The organism is Pseudomonas sp. TJI-51, from assembly GCF_000190455.2.
Lineage (GTDB): Bacteria > Pseudomonadota > Gammaproteobacteria > Pseudomonadales > Pseudomonadaceae > Aquipseudomonas > Aquipseudomonas juntendi.
Window position 1 is genome coordinate 1 of record NZ_AEWE02000015.1, and the last position, 18,359, is coordinate 18,359.

Sequence of the window (18,359 nt, forward strand, 5' to 3'; positions counted from 1 at the left end):
GGATGATGGATCCCTTACCGAGGAACGCTTTGAACACTGATCCAATGATCAGTTGTGAACTCTTCAATCGCCCACTCACCATTGAATCGGCCAAGCCCCGAGTTTTTCTCCCCCCCGAATGGAGCATGAGCTTCATCATTCACCGGGATATCGTTCACATGAGTCATCCCGGCTTTGATCTTGCGAGCGAAACGTGCACCACGTTCCAGGTCGCCAGTGAACACGGCGCTCGACAGTCCGAATTCACTGTCGTTTGCCAGCTCGAGAGCATGTGCTTCGCTGTCAGCCTTCTGAATGCCTACGAGCGGCCCAAAGATTTCGTCCCTGGCAATCTCCATGTTCGCTGTGACGTCAACAAACACATGCGGCGGTAGTACCTGACCATTAGGCTCTCCGCCTACTACCAGCTTGGCCCCTTCTTCATGGGCGCGATGGATCTTCTCAACCAGGCCCTGAAGCTGCTTTTGGTTGATCACTGGGCCGATCACGGTGTCAGGCAGGCTTGGATCACCCACCTTCAAGGCTTTGACCCGCGCTACATATTTGTCGACGAACGCATCGTACAGAGGGCTTTCCACAATGATCCGGTTGATGGCCATGCAAATCTGCCCTTGGTGCAGGAATTTGCCCATGACCGCAGCCGCTACCGCTTGATCGAGATCGGCATCAGCCAAGACCACGAACGGGCTGTTACCGCCCAGCTCAAGTGCCACATGTTTCAGGTGCTTCCCGCCACTGGCAATACGGCCAATGTTCGCTCCAACCGGGGTCGACCCTGTGAAGGAAATGAATTTGGGAACCGGGTGCTCAACGAAGGCGTCGCCGATCTCTGCGCCAGGGCCGACCAGAACACTGATTACTCCAGCCGGTACGCCTGCTTCTTCAAAAATACGAGCGCTGAGAAGACCACCAGTCACGGGTGTATCGCTCGCAGGCTTGATGACGACTGCGTTACCCAAAGCCAGTGCAGGTGCTACAGAGCGCTGTGTCAGGTGGAATGGGAAATTCCACGGGCTGATTACGCCGACAACGCCCAGTGGTTCGCGGTAAACGCGGTTCTCTTTGCCTGGAACATTGGAGGGCAGAATGCGGCCATGGACACGTCCAGGGAACGAAGCCGATTCCAGGGTGATGCTACGCGCAGCCCCCCATTCAATTTGAGCTTTGATGCGGGTCGAGCCTGATTCTTTGATGATCCACTCGATGATTTCTTCCTTGCGTTCATCGAAGATCTGAACCGCACGCAACATAATCCCAGACCGTTGAGCAGGGCCCATTTCTTTCCAGGCTACTTGTGCCTCTTGGGCCGCAGCATAGGCTTCATTGAGATCTTCACGGTTTGCCTGCTCGATCTGGAGCAAGGTTTCACCGCTATAAGGGTTGGTGTTTTGAAGGGCCTTGCCGGCGCGACCCTCGCGCCATTTGCCTGCAATTGGCAAAAGATTCAAATCGGCGTAACGATCGGTTTTTTGCTCGCTCATGATGTACTCCTAGTCTCGAATTCAGGAATGCGCGTCGATGGCGCTGGTACGGATGTCTGAACGCTCTTTCGCTGCATTCTTGATGAGGACGATAGCGAAAATCGCGATCACTCCTGGTGCTGCACACAGTAGGAAATTGAGCTGAGTTGGCAGGTTCAGACTGAGCATCAAGCCGCCCAAGGCCGGGCCTGCCACACCACCGAACCGACCGATTGCTGAGCACCAGCTGACGCCCGTGCCACGGATCGTGCTTGGGTACTGCTGGGCTGCAAAAGCATGGATGACAGCCAAAGTACCGATGGTGGTGGCTCCCGCAATCAACAGCATGACGTTCAACACAAACGGGCCGGGCTTGATGCCTAGGATGCTGAGGGAAACCACCGCCAAGGCGAAGAAAAGGATCAGGGTAGCTTTGCACCCCCACTTGTCAGCGAGCCAACCTCCACCTAGGGCGCCGATAGTCGCACCGAGGTTCAGAATCACCAGGAACATCAGGCTCGATCCAAGGGGATAACCTGCAGCGACCATGATCTTGGGCAACCAGGTGTTCAAGCCATAAACCATCAGCATGCACATCCCGAAGCCGAGCCAGAGGAATACCGTACCAACCGCTCGGCCTTCGCTGAAAAGACGAGACAGAGGGGTGCTTGTCGAGGATTTCTCTACGGACTCAACGTGAACGTTGGCGATGTCTACGTGCGGATTAAGGCGTTGCAGCAGCTCTGCAGCCTTGGCCTTATCTTTGCTCAGCAAGAATGCCAAGGACTCAGGCAGTTGGCGGTACATCCAAGGCATCGCGAGCAGGGGCAGACCACCTACCAGAAACGTTGCTTCCCATCCAAATCTAGGGATGATCCAGATCGCTATCATCGCGGATGCCATAGCTCCTACGGAATAGAAGCTCAACATGATGGTGGTGAGACTGCTGCGACGAGCCGCAGGGGCCAAATCGTTCATCAAAGCCACGATATTGGGAATCGCGGCTCCCAGCCCCACGCCAGTGACAAATCGCAGGACTGCGAAGCTTGGTGCGTCCCAGGCAACAGCTGTAGCCAGAGCACAGCAGCTTGCTAGGCTCATCGAGCCCAAGATGATTTTTCGTCGACCTAACCGGTCGGCCAGGGGGCCGATAAGCACAGCGCCGAACATCATCCCGAACAGCGCGGCGCTGCCCATCCAACCTGCGTGAATTGGTGAAATTGCCCACTCTTCCATGAGACGGGGTACAACAGATCCGTAGATGACCAGATCGTACCCATCGAACAGCATGATAAACGAACACCAAAAAAGGAGCCCGTAGTGCAAACGCCCGAGTGGGGCGTTCGCGGCAGCTGATAGCGCACTTTGATTAGACATAGTAAGCACTTCTCTTGTTGTTATAATGTATGACAGATTTCTTAGTGAGGCTGGATAGTTACAGTTGGAACCTCAATGACAGTTGGTTCCGTGGAGTCCAGGGCTGCACGCAATGCTGCTTCAAACTTCTCTCGGGTATCCGCATTAACCGCTTTAACGCCATAGCCTTTGGCAATCGCACAGAAGTCCAAGCCAGGAACGTCGAGGCCTGGTGCGTTATCTACTTCCAATACGCCGGCAAACCATCTGAGGGCACCGTAGGTTCCATTTTTCAAAATCACGAAAACTACTGGGATTTTGTATTGGGCAGCAGTCCAAAGAGCGGTGATCCCGTAATTAGCGGAACCATCACCAATCAGTGCTACTACGCGGCGATTTGGCTCTGCCAACTGGACACCTACTGCGGCAGGCAAGCCGAAGCCCAAACCACCAGCTGCCGGGAAGTAATAGCTGCCAGGGTTTTGAAGGTTCATGCGCTGCCAGAAAGCAGTGGTCGTCGAAGTAGATTCCTTCACATAGATGGCGTCTGACGGGGCAACTGCGTCGAGAACCTCGAACAGCGAATCGGGGTGCAAGCGATTGGGTTCGTCTGCGGCGGCAGGGGCGATTTCACGCTGTGCTGGATAAGCGATGTCACGCTGCCGAACGGCTTCAGCCACAGCGCTTAGGGTGGCCCGGATGTTACCGATTAGAGAATCGCCCATTGGCGCGCGCGCGGCTTCTTGGGGGTCGGAGGTGATCTGAATCAGGCGGGCACCTGCCGGCAGGTAATCACCTGGAGCGAACTGGTGGTAGCGGAATACTGGAGCACCTACGACCAAAATCAGGTCATGACCATCAAGCGTTTTGCTAATCCCAGCGATAGCAGCTGGCAGTACGCCACGGAAGCTAGGGTGGCGGGTCGGGAACGGGCAACGTGAAGCGGATGGAGCCACCCAGACAGGCAGGCGAAGCTTATCCGCCAGCATTACTGCAGCGTGGTTCGCACGCGTGGCATCAACATCCGGGCCCAGAACCAAAACCGGGTTCTTGGCTGCGTCGAGCCGCTGAGCGAGCACCGCCAATTGCCGGGTATCTGGCAGGCCGGCAACTTGCACTTCGCGATCTACCAGATGCTCAACACCTGCAGGAGAGTCCTGCTCCCAATCATCGTAGGGAATCGAAAGGTAAACGGGAGCCTTGGGCTCTGTGTTGGCGATGTGGATGGCCTGGCTCAGCGCACGTGGTACGTCCTGGGCGTTGGCGGGCTCGTAGCTCCACTTCACTAGGGGCTTGGGAAGTTGTGGCGCATCCACGTTTGCCAGCATCGCTTCGACGCCGATCATCGAACGAACCTGTTGGCCTGCAGTGATCACCAAAGGGCTGTGGGAGTACACGGAGTTGGTGAGCGCTCCCATGCCGTTTCCGGTGCCTGCGGCAGCGTGGAGGTTTACGAAAGCAGGCTTGCCGCTCGCCAGCGCATAGCCATCCGCCATACCCACCACTGCGCCCTCGTGCAAGCCGAGGATGTACTGGAAGTCCTCCGGGAAGTCTTTCAGGAAGGGCAATTCGTTGGAGCCAGGGTTGCCGAACATGGTGGTCATGCCATGACGGCGAAGCAGGGCGTAGGAGGCGGAATGTATTGTTTTCACTTAGAGAATTCCCGTTGGTACGTGACAGGACTATCGTAAAAAGCGCTTAAGAATCGATCAAATCAATGTTTTGTGTGTACTATATAGACAGCCTTTATTTTGGTGCCTGTTATGCCCCAGTTCGATTTCAACCTCATCACGGCCTTCATTACGCTATATGAAACCGGCAGCGTGACCGTTTCAGCTGAGCGCCTTTGCGTCACTCAGCCGTCCGTCAGCTACTCGCTGGCTAAGCTTCGGGAGCAGTTTGACGATGCTCTTTTCGTGCGAAGTAGCCAGGGGATGCAACCCACCAGGCTGGCTGCTCAGCTGTACCCAGGCTTTAAGGAAGCCTCGAGGTGCATTGATACCGTGGTGGCAGATGCGAAGCGCTTTGAGCCAAGCCACTCCACCAGACGATTCAAACTTGCACTGTCTGACCTGGGAGAAATGGCCTTTCTGCCGGGCTTGATGCATAACTTCAATGTGACGGCTCCAAACATAGAGCTGGAAATTGTTCCTCTAGAAATTGAGTCTGTTGGCACTTGGCTGAGTGAGGGTCATGTTGACGCCGCAATCTGCAGCCGGACTCTTACCGCAGCTGGTATCTCATCAAAAACGTTACTTTCTGAACGTTACGTCTGCCTGCTTGATGGTGCTCACCCTCGTATTGGATCTGACCTATCTATGGAGCAGTTCAAGATCGAACCCCATGTGTTAGTCACCAGAACCTCAGGACACGGGATGGCAGAGGATGTCCTGCAGCGGCTTGGTATCAAGCGGAGAATTAAACTGAAGCTTCCCCACTTCTCAGTCCTGCCGAAAGTAATTCCAGGTACTGAGCTTCTTGTCATTCTGCCAAGCAGGATTGCCAAGAGCTTCTGCGAGATGCCGCTGCCTTCCAAGTTGAAAACAATGGAGTTACCGTTTGAGGTTCCATGCTTTGAAGTGACGTTGCATTGGCACTCACGCAGTGAGCAATCTACTGCGCTTACTTGGTTTATCAACCAAGTCCAGGCAGCAATTGGCGAAAACGAGTGATTCAACGGAGGTTGCCCACCTTTAGTGGTAGGCAACCATCGATTTATCTACAGTCCAATCTGCGAGCCCAGGTCGTAGACGACTTGAAGGCCGAGCACCGTGCCATTTCCGCTCACCTCAGCGCTTGGGTTGTAAAAGTTGCTCGGATTGAAGATGTACTGAACGCTCGGCTCAAATGACAGGTACTTGGTTGCCTGCCAATGCATGTTCAGCTCGACCCGAGACTCTCCCTTTGACATATGCTGATCTAGGCCAGTTGCAGCGAAGCGCTGCTGATTCTGGAAATCAACTTGCTTGTCGGACAGGCGCAGGTAGCTAGCCTTGAGGCTTACAGAATCCTGAGGTCGACCGAATGGCCCCACTCGGGTAACACCAGCCTCTAGGAAATGCTCGAACGGCTGCGAGTTGTCAGCATTGTATGACCATGCCCCGAACACCTGCCAGGCCTGGCCAAGCGACTTGGGATCTGAGAGGTCATCACGAGCCACGGTCTGACTGAACCGGAAGATGGCCCCGCTGCTGCCTCGATGTTTCGAGCCATCAGAAATATCTATCTGCTCAGCGCTGTTGTGGAAGGCATTAAGCTCATAGCGGTATGGATAGGGGTTCTGGGCAATTGTCTGCTCAAGGCCCACCCCGGCGAGGCTGGTTGCTCCGCTGGCATTGCCCGGATCCCAGTGAACCCCCTTAGTTTTTTTAAGATAGTCTTCGGGGTTGGATTCGAATACACCACCGTGAACATACATATTGTCATTCACAGTGTATTTGGCATAGCCACCCCAGCTGCCATATGGGTAAGGCAGAATGCCGGTTGTGTACTCAATCAGTGGGTCGTTGCATGCTACGATAGTCCCACAGTTGGACACATAGAAGTAACGCTTGGCGTTAGTCCGACCAGCTGTAATTTGCAAACGATCATCCAGGAAATTCTGGCTGTACGCAAAGAGCGACAAATAGCCTGCATCGATGTCATTGTGCATCACCGAACCGGCCAGAGCACTGCCCACTGCACCTTGCCATTTATCGGCAGTAGGTACGCCCTCATTCCTCATCCAAGGGAAGAAAGTGTACTCGAAGTGAAAAGTACCCAGGTTGTTATCAAGTAGCTTGCCGAGGTCTAAATCGGCTCCTGCAAAGATCGCCCCCGCATTCGCAAAGCTGTGGGGGCGTGGCCCCGTGTCCAGATTTTTAAGAGATTGGTTCGTGACGACATAATGCGGTTTGAATGCGCTGTCATCTCCCAACGCAACGCTGGATAATAAGACTCCAGTGATTGCGGTGATGGTCAATACCGCTTTAAAACTTAATTCACGCACAGGGGTGCCCGCAAAGCTTTTATACTTATTCATACGTCTACCCAGAACTCAAAAATAGCTATTGACTTGCTTTTCAGTGAGCGATGCTTGGAATCGGGCCAGGGCCCCAAATCGACTCAAGGGTTCGGCTAATGGCGAGAAGCTCGTCATCTTGGCCAGGTAGGGAGTCAATCTCCATTCCTACGGGAAGCTTGGATTTTTCACCTAGGCCAATTGGAATGCTCAAGCCGGGCATTTTTACATTACTGCTCGGATCGGAGTTCCGGATGATGCGTAGGAAGTTTTCAGGGGTTCCGGCTTCTGGGCCAGTTTTGATTGCCACCTCAGGAACAGCAGGGAACAGAAGTGCGTCAATTTTGTTCTCTGCGAAAGTGCGCTTATAGAGTTCTTCCAGTCTAGGAAGGCTTTCTTTGATGGCTTGGTCATAGATAGGCTGACCCGCGACCATCTTTCCATCAGCACCAGGAACGAGTACCGGAACAACCATGTCGTTGAAAATGGCCTTGACGTCAGGGCTTGCTACCTGTGAAGCCAACTGGTCGAACGAGACACCAGTATTTTGCTCCTTCAGATATGCTGAGAGTGCTTTCTTGGCCTCAACAATCGCTACGGGAGTGGCTACTGCCGCAGCAAGCTCTTTGAGCTTAGGCATCTGAACTGGCACGACCTGCACGCCTGCTGCCTGGAGTTTTTCAAGTGCTTGACTTGCAGCTTTCCCTACGTCGCTATCCAGATCTGCCCAAAAGAAATCCGGTAGTCCGAGGCGGATTCCATTTGCTGGTTTTGCGGGCAATGGGTTTTTCCCGCTTAGAATTGAGTCGAGTAACACCACATCCCCGACTGTATTCGCCATGGGCCCTGCTGTATCACGGGTAGGGGAAATGGGGGTGATACCCTGACCGCTGTAGCGACCAACCGTGGGGCGGAAACCTAAGCAGCCATTCAACGCACAAGGTTCTCGAGTTGACCCACCTGTGTCAGTACCCAGTGCTATAGGCACCATTCTCGCTCCAAGAGCAACTGCGCTGCCAGATGACGAGCCACCTGAGATCCGAGATTGGTCGAAAGCGTTACGAATGCCGATCACATCTTTGGTGTGATAACCCAGGTTGTACCCCGTCACGCCAAACGCCAACTCATGCATGTTGGTTTTGCCGAGGATGATTGCCCCAGCGGCCTCGAGCTTGTCGATGATAGGGGCGTTCGCCTTAGGCATGAAATGGCGCAAGGCTGGAGTGCCAGCAGTATTTGCGAAACCTACAACTTGAATGTTGTCTTTGATGGCAATCGGGACGCCATCGAGTGGCCTGCATTCCCTACCGCTTGAAAGCCGAGCATCGACCTTTTTAGCTTCCGCCAAGGCACGTCGGTGATCTACAGCGATGAACGCGTTGAGCTGGGGGCGTGCATCAATCCGCTGTAACCAGTATTTGACTACTTCCTGGCTGGTGACCTGCTTGCTGCAGATTGCCTGAGCGGTCTGCTCAGCGCTGAGGGTGTAGAGAGGGCTCAGAGCTTCCGCAGCGTAGCTGTTTGAAATTCCGGATGTGATGGTCAAAGCCAGCAGTGCTGTTTTTTTATTCACGTTAGGTTTCCGAGGTTTGGCCGATACCCCTCCGGCACCGGTGCCTCATTTACCCATACGGAGAACTACTCAAAAATCCTCATAATTGAGGATGTGTTCAGTGGGGCCGGCCCCGTACCGCCAGTTCGGTACGATTGCTTGCACCAGTTTTGTGCATCGCATTCTTGAGGTGCGTTCTGACTGTGGTAAATCCAATACCCATCAAACGTGCGATCTCCTTGTCGCTGCAACCTGCTGCGACGTGTTCGATCACCGATACCTCCCGCCTGGTAAGGCCCACGCCAGGGGGCGGAGAGACGCACGACAACGACTGTTCGAAATAGGGCGTTAGGGCGTTCAGCATGGCCACATCGCGATAGTTGAATGATGGCTGGTCGGCGCTACGCCATATCCTCAGGTCTCCGATGTCGCGCCCTTGATCAAAGAAGAAGACGTTGATCCCGTGGTGCATACCGCATGGCTTCAGAAAATCAACGTAATGCTCACTGGCCTCGAGCGATTTCCGGTCGATCACATCATCTACACAGGTCGCTGTCCTCAATGACCGCATTTTCCAGGTGACGATGTCATTCACATGCCTGTGGCTGTCGTATTCGATGAGCTTGCGGGAATCGATGTTCAGCGATACACAACGCGTGGAAACTGCGCGCCTATCGTCGCAAACGTATGAAGCCCCGAAGTCGGATTTGAGAAGCCTGGTAACATCCACCAGGATTTGACGCCTCACATCCTCCTGGTCACCACCAGAGGCTTTGAGCCTCCAGATGACCTGTGTGAAGAGGTCAAGCTCGTCAGTGGTCATGTCCACTTGATTATTTTTCATGATCGACCTCCTACAAGAAACGCATTTCCTTAGCAAAAAGCGTACCTCGACTGTGTGCGGCTGACCCTTTCCGAGAATTTTTGGGGACAAACCATTCAAGCCCACTCGTGCATCCTGCTCGGTCTGCATTGCGGCTGGCAGGTAAAGCGGATTCTGGAGTGAGGTTGCTGCTGGGCCGCTTGTGCCTTAGATTGCGGCCACTTATAGGCAGCACCCCACACCCAAGGATACGTCCAGATGCAGCCCCTCCATGAATGGGAAGTTCAGCTTGCTGGCGGCAACTCCATGCTGCTGCACAACATTGCTTCGCACAACGAAACGACCGGTCACTTCTAGTGCCTCAACAATTAATTCGAGAAAGTTGAATATATAACCAAACCCTCGCAAGGTGTGAATGCGAAATCGCAGTACCAGAGTGCAAAACCGCAGGAACACAAAGCGAAATCACAGTAATCAAGTGCGAAACCACAAGACAATACTGCGACGTCGCAAGCAACTATTGCGATTTCGCTTACAGGTAGTCGAATCGCTGCTAGAGCGATACTGACTTTGCGTCAAGTATTTGAGTGTCGAGAGGTCTCAAGGTGTGCAGAAAGCCACGACAAACGTATCCTTTATCAACCTGGGCGTTGGAATAAATCTCATCTTCGACCCTAATTGCAGCTCGCCGAATCTCTGAGAGATATGCAGTTTTATAGCCATCGGTAACGTCCACGGACTGCCCCTCCCCGTCATGATCGCAGAGGACTTTAATATAAAACGCTCCAACCTCAGCACGCTCAGCAATAGAAATGAAAATGGCTCGAAGAATTTTCCGTGGGAGATGCTTCCTATCGATAAGACTTTCAGAAACTTTAGTCAAAAAGTCCCTGACATTCGACTCACTAATTTTGGGTTGATCGACACCAGCAAATACGTAATCACCGCTAGTTTGCCTCATCGCATATAGCAATTGACAATACGCAGAGTCATTGAGTACCAAGTGGAATTCCTCGGAGTTTTTTAGCGAATCAGACTCATCAGCTTTGTCACGAAGAGGTAATACAATATATCTGGTTTCATGACAAACATAGTCTTTCCTGATCTTCTCAATTTCGCCAGGACGAACACCCGAAAAAAGCATAAAGAGAACAGCTGCTGATGCAGTTTTAAATGAGGTTGGGACTTCGCGCCGTGGCTGAGCATCACCAATTTCAATTGCACTTGAGATAACAGCTCCAAGCTCGTTTGGATTTACCCGAATCTTGTCGCGCTTGTTGTCATGCCAATTGCCAAGCGCAGTCATGATATCCACCGGATTGTAAGTATAAATACGCACCCCTGCCTCATCCTTAAAAAAAACGATGACATAAGAGAAAACCGAGCCCAATAACGAAACCGCTTTATTAGCCGAACGGTTGCGCGGCTGACTCATTTCCCCACTAGCCCTCATCACTGGCGCAGTTGTTTTAGCATGCAGTTCAAGCACAATGTCATTCGTCACAGCGATCAACGCTAGATCACCGTACACAGGTCTGATGTAGTTATCGTAGGTTTTCGTATAATCGCCAATAGTGCTTTTAGCAAGTTTAGTTTTATTAGCAATCATCGATTCAAAGGCTTCATTAACAGTAATGCTTTCCCTCAGGCTCTTTTATGCTCCTCAACCAAAATCACATCAAGGTTAGCGTAGATCTTTTCAGCAACCTCCCTGATAACTGGTAGTTTCGTAGACTTGTAGTCGAAGACGTCAATCTTGCGCCGCTGATCTTTAAAGGTTTTTCCACCGGCTTTGGTGACGCGTAAAGCCAAGCCTTTTGTATGAGTGTCATACACATAAATCTCAGACTTACCCTCAGGGCAAACCAGGTCTCTAAGCGCATCTTTAGTGAAATTGATCTTCAATGCCACGCCCACACTCCTTCCTGGCTCTAAACCGTTGATTTCCGCAAGATTTTCGTGTCTAATCGCCAGCTCACATCGCGCCCCGATGGTGAAATTGGTAGACACATCGCACTTAAAATGCGCCGCCGAAAGGTGTGCCGGTTCGAGTCCGGCTCGGGGCACCACTAAACACCCCTTCCTTCGCAAGACCCGGCCATCAGCACCACATTCCTGCTGATCTATCTCTCGTGCCTAAGCTATGTGAGCCTTCACATGCCTTAAAGCTGTCTAAAAAACGATCAATTCATTCGACTCGATAGCTTAGTAGCTCTTGGTAGCGGGCTTGGTAGCTGCGCCGGCAGCTCAACTCAGCACCCAACAGCCCTGCTCAGCTCTCACAAGCCCTCGGCAGCGGTGCAATACTCACTTCAAGGCTTTGATTCTCAAACCTTTTAAGCTCAAGTAAGCCGAGTTCAGCTCTCGTAAGCTTTCAACAGCTCTCGTAAGCGGAATGAGGGGCAGAATGACTTAAAATCTGTCGGCGTGAGCCTTGCGGGTTCGAGTCCCGCCACTCGCACCAAATTCCCCTGAAAAGGCGCCTGCATGGCACCTTTTTAGCGTCTGGCAGCAATGTTTTGCGCAGCTGCTAAAGTGGAGCATACATTTGCCCACTGGAACGCCGCCATGCGCTACTCCCTATTCGATGGTCAACGCGACATCATCATCCTGCTTGCCCGCGTGCTGTTGATGATCCTGTTCGTCTTGTCAGGCTGGGCCAAACTGACCGGTTTCGACGGGACCGTCGCCTACATGACCTCCCTGGGTGCCCCCGCCCCCATGCTGGCGGCCGCAATTGCGGTACTGATGGAGTTCGTGGTCGCCATCCTGCTGATCGTTGGCTTCTATACCCGGCCACTGGCAGCGCTGTTCGCGCTGTTCGTGCTGGGCACCGCGCTGATCGGCCACCCTTTCTGGAACATGGTCGACCCCGAACGCAGTGCCAACATGACCCAGTTCCTGAAGAACATGGCCATTATGGGTGGCCTGCTGCTATTGGCCGTGAGCGGCCCTGGGCGCTTCTCCGTAGACGGGCGCTGAGTCAGTCGTCGCAGTCATCGAACCACGCCGGGTGCTCGAGCCGCTCTTCATCAAGGTCATCGAAGTCACCCGGCGTTTCGTCTTCCTCCAGCTCATCTTCGGCGCCCTGGGCGTCCGCCTCGTGTTCCACGTCGTCGCCATAGAGGAATTCGTGATCGAGCAGATAATCGTGCTCCGGCTCGTGAAGGTCGTCTTGGTCGCGCATGCTGGCTCCTGAAGTGTTTGGCAGGCCTGTATAGGCCGATCGAGGTGCCGGGTCAATGGGGGCTATTAATGCACCGTTAATGCCACCAGCCCAATCTGCAGGCTCTCCCTTCAAACGTTGCTTGCCCGCCTTCATGGCGGGCTTTTTTCCGCCCCGCCAATGACTCCGCCCCAAATGACAGGCTGATCACCTGCGCTTCACGAAATACCGACATCTGCTTGCGCACACTGACCCCGCTCCGTACGTTCTTGCAGCCCGCCGCACATTTGCCGCGGGCTTTTCTTTGTTCGACAGCCTGTGGCTGCTCACCCTCATGATCTGGAGCAGTTTTCCCCTCCCGCGCAAGGTCTATGCTGATCCGGCCATCACCCAAGCTCATTCGGATAGACACGGAGGCTCCTATGAAAGCTGCTGTTGTTGCGCCAGGCCGTCGCGTGGACGTTGTCGAGAAAACCCTGCGCCCACTGGAACACGGCGAAGCGCTGCTGAAGATGCAATGCTGCGGGGTATGCCATACCGACCTGCATGTCAAAAATGGCGACTTCGGTGACAAGACCGGTGTCGTGCTGGGTCACGAAGGCATTGGAGTGGTTCAGGAGGTAGGCCCTGGTGTCACTTCGCTCAAGCCCGGCGACCGCGCCAGCGTTGCCTGGTTTTACCAGGGCTGTGGGCACTGCGAATACTGCACCAGTGGCAACGAAACACTGTGCCGCGAAGTGAAGAATTCCGGCTACACCGTCGACGGCGGCATGGCCGAGGCCTGTATCGTCAAGGCCGACTACTCGGTCAAGGTGCCTGATGGCCTCGACTCTGCAGCGGCCAGCAGCGTCACCTGCGCCGGCGTCACCACCTACAAGGCCGTGAAAAGCTCCAACATTCGCCCCGGCCAGTGGATCGCCGTCTATGGCCTCGGTGGCTTGGGCAATCTGGCCCTGCAATATGCGAAGAATGTGTTCAACGCCAAAGTGATTGCCATCGACGTCAACGACGAGCAACTGCGCTTCGCCAGCGAGATGGGCGCCGACATGGTGGTCAACCCCCGCACCGAGGATGCAGCGAAAGTCATTCAGGCCAAGACCGGTGGTGCCCATGCAGCCGTGGTTACGGCAGTAGCCAAAGCCGCATTCGACTCGGCGGTAGACGCCCTGCGTGCCGGTGGCCGCCTAGTTGCGGTCGGCCTGCCCTCCGAAGCCATGAACCTGAACATCCCCCGCCTGGTACTGGACGGCATCGAAGTAGTCGGCTCGCTGGTGGGCACGCGCCAGGACTTGCAGGAGGCCTTCCAGTTTGCCGCAGAAGGCAAAGTCGTGCCGAAGGTGACACTCCGGCCGATCGAAGACATCAACCAGATCTTCGACGAGATGCTTGAAGGCAAGATCAAAGGCCGCATGGTGATCCAGTTCGAAGGTTGACCTGCTGACTACGCGCCGAAGATTACCACTGCACAGCCCGCAGACAATCCGTTGCGGGCTTCGCTTCCACCGGTCAGTTTCTGCCCATTGGGGCAACGCTCAAGTTCGACCGCGCGTTCATGCCCTGTAGCAAAGGGGTCACCCCGTCCACGAGTGGCGACGTTGCGCACGCATGGCTACGAATACATTGATGATTGCCAGCACCGGCAAACACTTGGCCGGCCGGCCCACCCTCACGCGGGCAATCGGCAGCCGCTTCTTTGAGAATCTTGTCCAACGATTCAACCATGCTGGAATAATCCATTCCTGACTCCGTCGTTGGTGAACATCGCTTACGTTCAACCATAGCTGAGAAACATTTCAACAGTACGCTGGGAAATACCCTGATACAGACCACTCCCTTCGGTGATGCTGACCGATCACCGGCACACCAGGTTCAAAGAAAAATCTCGCACTGTTCGACGTGAGGGTTTTGAATGGTCTGTGCGGCTTGTACTTGCAGGAGACAGCAATGACCATTCGCAGCCTGGCCAGAATTCTTCCCCAAGACCCCAGCCGTCCAGGCTGGGTGCTTGGATGGGGTGTACTAAGAGACCGCTACCCCTGGCATTTTGTCGATGTCTATGCCGACCAGCAAACAGCACAGGCAGAGGCGCGGCGGCGCGGCGCGGGCTATGTGGTCGAGCATGGGTCACACCGGCTGGGGTCGAAGGAATTCATCTGTGGAACGAGCCTGCCGGAAGGCTAGCGCTGCGTTACTCGCTGCTGCGCACAAAAATCCGACAGAGTGACCAGGGCATCACCGCCGCGTGAGCTAAAGTTCTTGATGAACACACGCAACGTGAGATACCCATCATGATAAAAAGTGAAGCAGAAGAGGTGATCGAGCGTATCAGGCAGGATCTCGAGAAGCATGGTGTGAATATCGGCTTTGTACAAGAAGTTACCATACCGTATTTCGGTTGTGATCTTGACCACTACGTTGCGCAGGTCAGCGAGGCGCCAGGGAACTTGGTCAAGCGCATCCTGATACACGATGAGGCCTTATGGAGGGTGTTCAGGCGAGGTGATGTGCCTCGCTGCAAGATCAGTGAATGCCAATGCCGAGGCGAGCTGTTCGGCATGCCCATCATGATAGAGCCAAGAACCGATGACTCTTACACCATCCTGTACAACAACGGTCAAACAGGGTTTTGAGCTAACCGACGTACCCTCCGCAGGCTTTTAGCCTGCGGAGAACTCAAGCCGAGGCGCGACTCAGCATTTTACCTTCCACAACTGGTCAATTCGCGTCGTGTAGGATTGGCTCATCATCTCCCTCTTCATGCCCCAATCCGGCACCGCGGGCACACTGGCAGTGCGCACTGTACCCCTCCCCCAGCGCCCATTGATGTCGTCCATGACCGCCATCAATCGGTCGCACGCCACCGACTGCTTCAGGGCAAAAAGATCTTCTGAAAATTCGCCCGGTTGTCGAAGGTCCATCAACAGCACCTCGGCCTTGCTGTAGCGAAACCCGGGGCGGAAGATTTGCTCGACCGCTGCCGTAGCCAGCCCGGTCATGAGCAGTGTGTCGCAGGTCGGATAGGGCAGCTCCACCAATGCTCCCTGGGCGTGGTGTGGCTCCTGCGGGTTGAACATGCCGGTGCGGATGCTGACGCGCATGCGCTTGCACAGCGAACCCTGGGCACGCAATTTTTCCGCCGCACGGCCAACGTAGGTGGCCGCTGCCTGCTTGATCGGCGCCAGTTCAGCAAGCCGCCTGCCGAACATGCGGCTGCAGCATATTTCCTGCTTCGGCGGCTCGACCTCATCCAGCTCAAGGCAGGGCGTACCGGCCAGCTCCCGGGCCGTTTTCTCCACGACCACGCTGAACTTGCGTCGCAGCGTCCAGGCATCGGCCCTGGCCAGGTCCATCGCCGTATGGATGCCCATTGCCTCGAAGTGGGCGGCCATGCGCCGGCCAACACCCCACACCTCCTTCACCTTGGTATTGCGGAGCACCCAGTCGCGCTTGAACGCATCGGTAATGTCCACAACCCCGCCCGTCTGGGCCTGTATGCGCTTGGCCGTATGGTTGGCCAGCTTGGCGAGCGTCTTCGTACCGGCGATGCCAACGCCAACCGGGATGCCCGTGCATTGAAAGACTCTTGAACGCACATTTCGCCCAAACAGGGTCAGGTCGCCCTGAATTCCGGACAGGTCAGCGAAGCACTCGTCGATACTGTAGACCTCGGCGGCAGGCACCATCGACTCGATCAGCGACATGACGCGCTCGCTCATGTCGCCATACAGCGCGTAATTGCTACTGAAAGCCTTGATGCCGTGGCGGCGTAATTTGTCCTTGGCCTGGAAATACGGTTCGCCCATCTTCACGAAGGGTTTTGCGTCGTATGACCTGGCAATCACGCAGCCGTCATTGTTGCTCAGCACCACGATCGGGGTCTTGGCCAGGTCGGGCCTGAACACACGCTCGCAGCTCGCGTAGAACGCATTGCAGTCGATGAGCGCGAAAACCGGGTCACTGCGCATGGTCACGAACGCTGTAACGCACAACGCCCCATACCACGAAGTCATCCCCTTCCATGATGTACCGCGCCGGGTAAGCGGGGTTTTCAGACTTGAGGATCACCACCCCGTCGCGGCGGTGCAGGCGCTTGCACACCGGCTCGCAGTTGACCGCGGCAATGACGATGTCGCCGTGCTCCGCCTCACGGCCACGGTCTACGATGACCAGATCACCTGAGTAGATGCCAGCGCCTTGCATGCTGTCGCCTTCAACTTTCACCAGATACACATGGGGTGCGCGGATGTCGAACAGCTCATCCAGGGAAATATGGCCTTCCAGGTGGTCTGCGGCAGGCGAAGGGAAACCGGCCGGAACGTGGAACGAGTACTGCGGGAAGGATTCGGTGCCGCCAGTCGGCGGACCGAGATAGGTGATGGTCATGACGGAAGGTCCAATGCAAACTGTATGCATATACAGTAAATCCGGCATTGGGCATGCGGTCAATCACGCACGGCGAAAATTCTGACGGACGAGAGGTGGATTATGTGCGGGCGCTACTCGATCTACGAGTCGATGGATCACTACCTGCGCCAGCTCGCGCTGGACCTGGTGGTGATCAATGGCTACGACCACGAGCCGATCAACCGCTACAACGTTGCGCCGTCCACGCGCGTGGAACTCGTTCGCCAGCGTGGTGACGGTTTGTACGTGGATCGGGTCAAGTGGGGTTGGTCGCCTGCCTGGGCCAAAGGCAAGCGCCCGGATCCGATCAATGCTCGAGCCGAGACGGCAGTAACAGGTAAGTTCTTCAAGGCGCTTTGGCCGAACGGCAGAGCCCTGGCGCCTGCCAATGGTTGGTTTGAGTGGCTCGCGGATCCAGCGGACCCAAAGCGCAAGCAGCCCTGCTACATCACCAGTGCCGACGGCGGCCCGCTTTTCTTTGCGGCGCTGGCAGAGGTGCACCACGGCGTGGCACCGGATGAGCGCGATGGCTTCGTGATCATCACTGCAGCCGCAGACCAAGGGCTTATCGACATCCACGACCGAAAGCCTCTGGTGCTGACGCCGCAACTGGCAAGGGAATGGCTGGACCCCGCCACATCGGCGCAACGTGCGGCGACGATCATCGAAAAAGGCTGCCGCCCCGCACAGGATTTCCGCTGGTTTCCGGTTGGAAAAGCAGTGGGCAATGTTCGCAACGAGGGGGCGGAGTTGATAGAGCCTGCCAATGATCGGGACCGTCAGGGGGACCTGGGGTTTTGAAGCGGGTAGCCGGGCTTCCCGCTTCGCAGGCGCTCATTAGCCTGCTTCCTCCACCTGCTTGTAAATGCGAAATCCCCGTGCTTGATAGTTTTGAAGGGCAGCAGGATGGTCAAGTGTGCATGTGTGCACCCATACCCGCTCTGTGCCAGGCCACTCCCATGCAGATAGGGCGGCGTGGCTCAACAGCGCCCCGCCGAACCCGCTCCCTATGAACTGCGGCGCCAGCCCGAAATATCGGATCTCACTGTTACGGCCATCGGGACGATAAAGCTCGTAGTAGCCGGCAATTGCACCTCGGTGGTAGGCAACCCACGTTCGATGGCAATCCTGCTCAACGAGTGCCTGCCAATCGGCGTCATGCCAGGTATCAAGATCGCCCCATTCCCAGGACGCGCCTACGAGCTGGTAGAGGAATTTGTTGAATAGCGCCTGAGGCACTTCGCACTCGATAATCTGTAGGTCATGCCGCTGGGGCTTCGCCTGCAGGTCTGAAGCCGAAGTCATTTCCAAGTAGTAGGTAGTGCAAGAACGATTCATTACGGGCACCCTTTGCTCCCTTTCGTGCGCAGACAAGCATGCCAGCAACAGCTTGATTTCGGCCAGCCCGCACGTGCGCCTCGTAAGGGGCGCAAGACAGCGTCGTGGCCGGGGCTCAGCAGTACGCAATCAGGCGTAGGGCTAATGCCTGTCAGTTACGTAATTTGGGGCCGCTTTGCGGCCCTTCGCGGGCACGCCCGCTCCCACAGGGGATCGCGCATTTCCTGAGTTCAGCGTTTGAAACGTGTGGGAGCGGGCGT

Annotated in this window: 19 protein-coding genes and 1 tRNA gene; 7 read left to right on the forward strand and 13 right to left on the reverse strand. The window is 55.2% G+C overall.

The features are described from left to right. Nucleotides 1–14: 14 nt before the first annotated feature. Genes G1E_RS04510 through mdlC form a run of 3 tightly spaced genes read right to left on the reverse strand, consistent with a single transcriptional unit; the run spans nt 15 to nt 4,468 of the window. On the reverse strand, nt 15–1,481 hold the full coding sequence (locus G1E_RS04510) for an aldehyde dehydrogenase family protein (RefSeq protein ID WP_009681220.1): 1,467 nt from the start codon (nt 1,479–1,481) through the stop codon (nt 15–17). Nucleotides 1,482–1,502: 21 nt separating this feature from the next. Next, complete coding sequence (locus tag G1E_RS04515; protein ID WP_033690009.1) at nt 1,503–2,837, reverse strand: aromatic acid/H+ symport family MFS transporter; 1,335 nt, start codon at nt 2,835–2,837, stop codon at nt 1,503–1,505. 41 nt (nt 2,838–2,878) lie between these two features. After that, entirely contained in the window at nt 2,879–4,468 is a 1,590-nt protein-coding gene (gene mdlC / locus G1E_RS04520) for a benzoylformate decarboxylase (RefSeq protein ID WP_033690010.1), read from the reverse strand. A gap of 111 nt (nt 4,469–4,579) precedes the next feature. Here mdlC and G1E_RS04525 point away from each other — a divergent pair, with 111 nt between their 5' ends. Next, a complete protein-coding gene (locus G1E_RS04525; protein WP_009681223.1) occupies nt 4,580–5,488 on the forward strand; it encodes a LysR family transcriptional regulator in 909 nt (302 codons plus the stop codon). Nucleotides 5,489–5,535: 47 nt separating this feature from the next. On the opposite strand, the gene G1E_RS04530 is transcribed toward G1E_RS04525, so the two are convergent. The 5 genes from G1E_RS04530 to G1E_RS29165 all read right to left on the reverse strand — a co-directional run bounded on the left by G1E_RS04530 (nt 5,536) and on the right by G1E_RS29165 (nt 11,102). Beyond that, nucleotides 5,536–6,837, reverse strand: a complete 1,302-nt coding sequence (locus G1E_RS04530) for a carbohydrate porin (protein ID WP_009681224.1) — start codon at nt 6,835–6,837, stop codon at nt 5,536–5,538. A gap of 40 nt (nt 6,838–6,877) precedes the next feature. Beyond that, the gene (gene iaaH / locus G1E_RS04535; protein WP_009681225.1) at nt 6,878–8,389 is read right to left on the reverse strand and encodes an indoleacetamide hydrolase; all 1,512 of its coding nucleotides are present in this window, start codon (nt 8,387–8,389) and stop codon (nt 6,878–6,880) included. Nucleotides 8,390–8,486: 97 nt separating this feature from the next. After that, a complete protein-coding gene (locus G1E_RS04540; protein WP_009681226.1) occupies nt 8,487–9,212 on the reverse strand; it encodes a LuxR C-terminal-related transcriptional regulator in 726 nt (241 codons plus the stop codon). 532 nt (nt 9,213–9,744) lie between these two features. Continuing rightward, nucleotides 9,745–10,800 (reverse strand): recombinase, encoded by a 1,056-nt coding sequence (locus G1E_RS04545; RefSeq protein ID WP_009681228.1) that lies wholly within the window; start codon nt 10,798–10,800, stop codon nt 9,745–9,747. A gap of 35 nt (nt 10,801–10,835) precedes the next feature. After that, a complete protein-coding gene (locus G1E_RS29165) occupies nt 10,836–11,102 on the reverse strand; it encodes a hypothetical protein (protein ID WP_009681229.1) in 267 nt (88 codons plus the stop codon). Nucleotides 11,103–11,175: 73 nt separating this feature from the next. Between G1E_RS29165 and G1E_RS04550 the strand changes: the two genes are divergently transcribed. Both G1E_RS04550 and G1E_RS04555 read left to right on the forward strand, forming a co-directional pair. After that, nucleotides 11,176–11,260 (forward strand) — tRNA-Leu (locus G1E_RS04550). Between the two features lie 499 nt (nt 11,261–11,759). Beyond that, on the forward strand, nt 11,760–12,173 hold the full coding sequence (locus G1E_RS04555) for a DoxX family protein (RefSeq protein ID WP_009681230.1): 414 nt from the start codon (nt 11,760–11,762) through the stop codon (nt 12,171–12,173). 1 nt (nt 12,174) lies between these two features. Here G1E_RS04555 and G1E_RS04560 read toward each other — a convergent pair whose 3' ends face one another. Beyond that, nucleotides 12,175–12,378 (reverse strand): hypothetical protein, encoded by a 204-nt coding sequence (locus tag G1E_RS04560; protein WP_009681231.1) that lies wholly within the window; start codon nt 12,376–12,378, stop codon nt 12,175–12,177. Between the two features lie 401 nt (nt 12,379–12,779). Between G1E_RS04560 and adhP the strand changes: the two genes are divergently transcribed. Further along, nucleotides 12,780–13,790, forward strand: a complete 1,011-nt coding sequence (gene adhP, locus G1E_RS04565; protein ID WP_009681232.1) for an alcohol dehydrogenase AdhP — start codon at nt 12,780–12,782, stop codon at nt 13,788–13,790. A 73-nt stretch (nt 13,791–13,863) separates the two neighbouring features. On the opposite strand, the gene G1E_RS28225 is transcribed toward adhP, so the two are convergent. Further along, the gene (locus tag G1E_RS28225; protein ID WP_125855064.1) at nt 13,864–14,094 is read right to left on the reverse strand and encodes a hypothetical protein; all 231 of its coding nucleotides are present in this window, start codon (nt 14,092–14,094) and stop codon (nt 13,864–13,866) included. Nucleotides 14,095–14,301: 207 nt separating this feature from the next. Between G1E_RS28225 and G1E_RS04570 the strand changes: the two genes are divergently transcribed. Both G1E_RS04570 and G1E_RS04575 read left to right on the forward strand, forming a co-directional pair. After that, nucleotides 14,302–14,538 (forward strand): hypothetical protein, encoded by a 237-nt coding sequence (locus G1E_RS04570; protein WP_033690011.1) that lies wholly within the window; start codon nt 14,302–14,304, stop codon nt 14,536–14,538. Nucleotides 14,539–14,645: 107 nt separating this feature from the next. Next, entirely contained in the window at nt 14,646–14,987 is a 342-nt protein-coding gene (locus tag G1E_RS04575) for a hypothetical protein (RefSeq protein WP_009681233.1), read from the forward strand. Between the two features lie 60 nt (nt 14,988–15,047). On the opposite strand, the gene G1E_RS04580 is transcribed toward G1E_RS04575, so the two are convergent. Then, nucleotides 15,048–16,322, reverse strand: a complete 1,275-nt coding sequence (locus G1E_RS04580; RefSeq protein ID WP_047149671.1) for a Y-family DNA polymerase — start codon at nt 16,320–16,322, stop codon at nt 15,048–15,050. Further along, nucleotides 16,312–16,740: a LexA family transcriptional regulator gene (locus G1E_RS04585; protein WP_009682126.1), complete on the reverse strand. Its 429-nt coding sequence runs from the start codon at nt 16,738–16,740 to the stop codon at nt 16,312–16,314. The genes G1E_RS04580 and G1E_RS04585 overlap by 11 nt, the downstream gene beginning before the upstream one ends. A gap of 102 nt (nt 16,741–16,842) precedes the next feature. Here G1E_RS04585 and G1E_RS04590 point away from each other — a divergent pair, with 102 nt between their 5' ends. Further along, complete coding sequence (locus G1E_RS04590) at nt 16,843–17,562, forward strand: SOS response-associated peptidase family protein (RefSeq protein ID WP_009682125.1); 720 nt, start codon at nt 16,843–16,845, stop codon at nt 17,560–17,562. 36 nt (nt 17,563–17,598) lie between these two features. Here G1E_RS04590 and G1E_RS04595 read toward each other — a convergent pair whose 3' ends face one another. Beyond that, nucleotides 17,599–18,099: a GNAT family N-acetyltransferase gene (locus G1E_RS04595; protein ID WP_009682124.1), complete on the reverse strand. Its 501-nt coding sequence runs from the start codon at nt 18,097–18,099 to the stop codon at nt 17,599–17,601. Between the last annotated feature and the right edge of the window lie 260 nt (nt 18,100–18,359).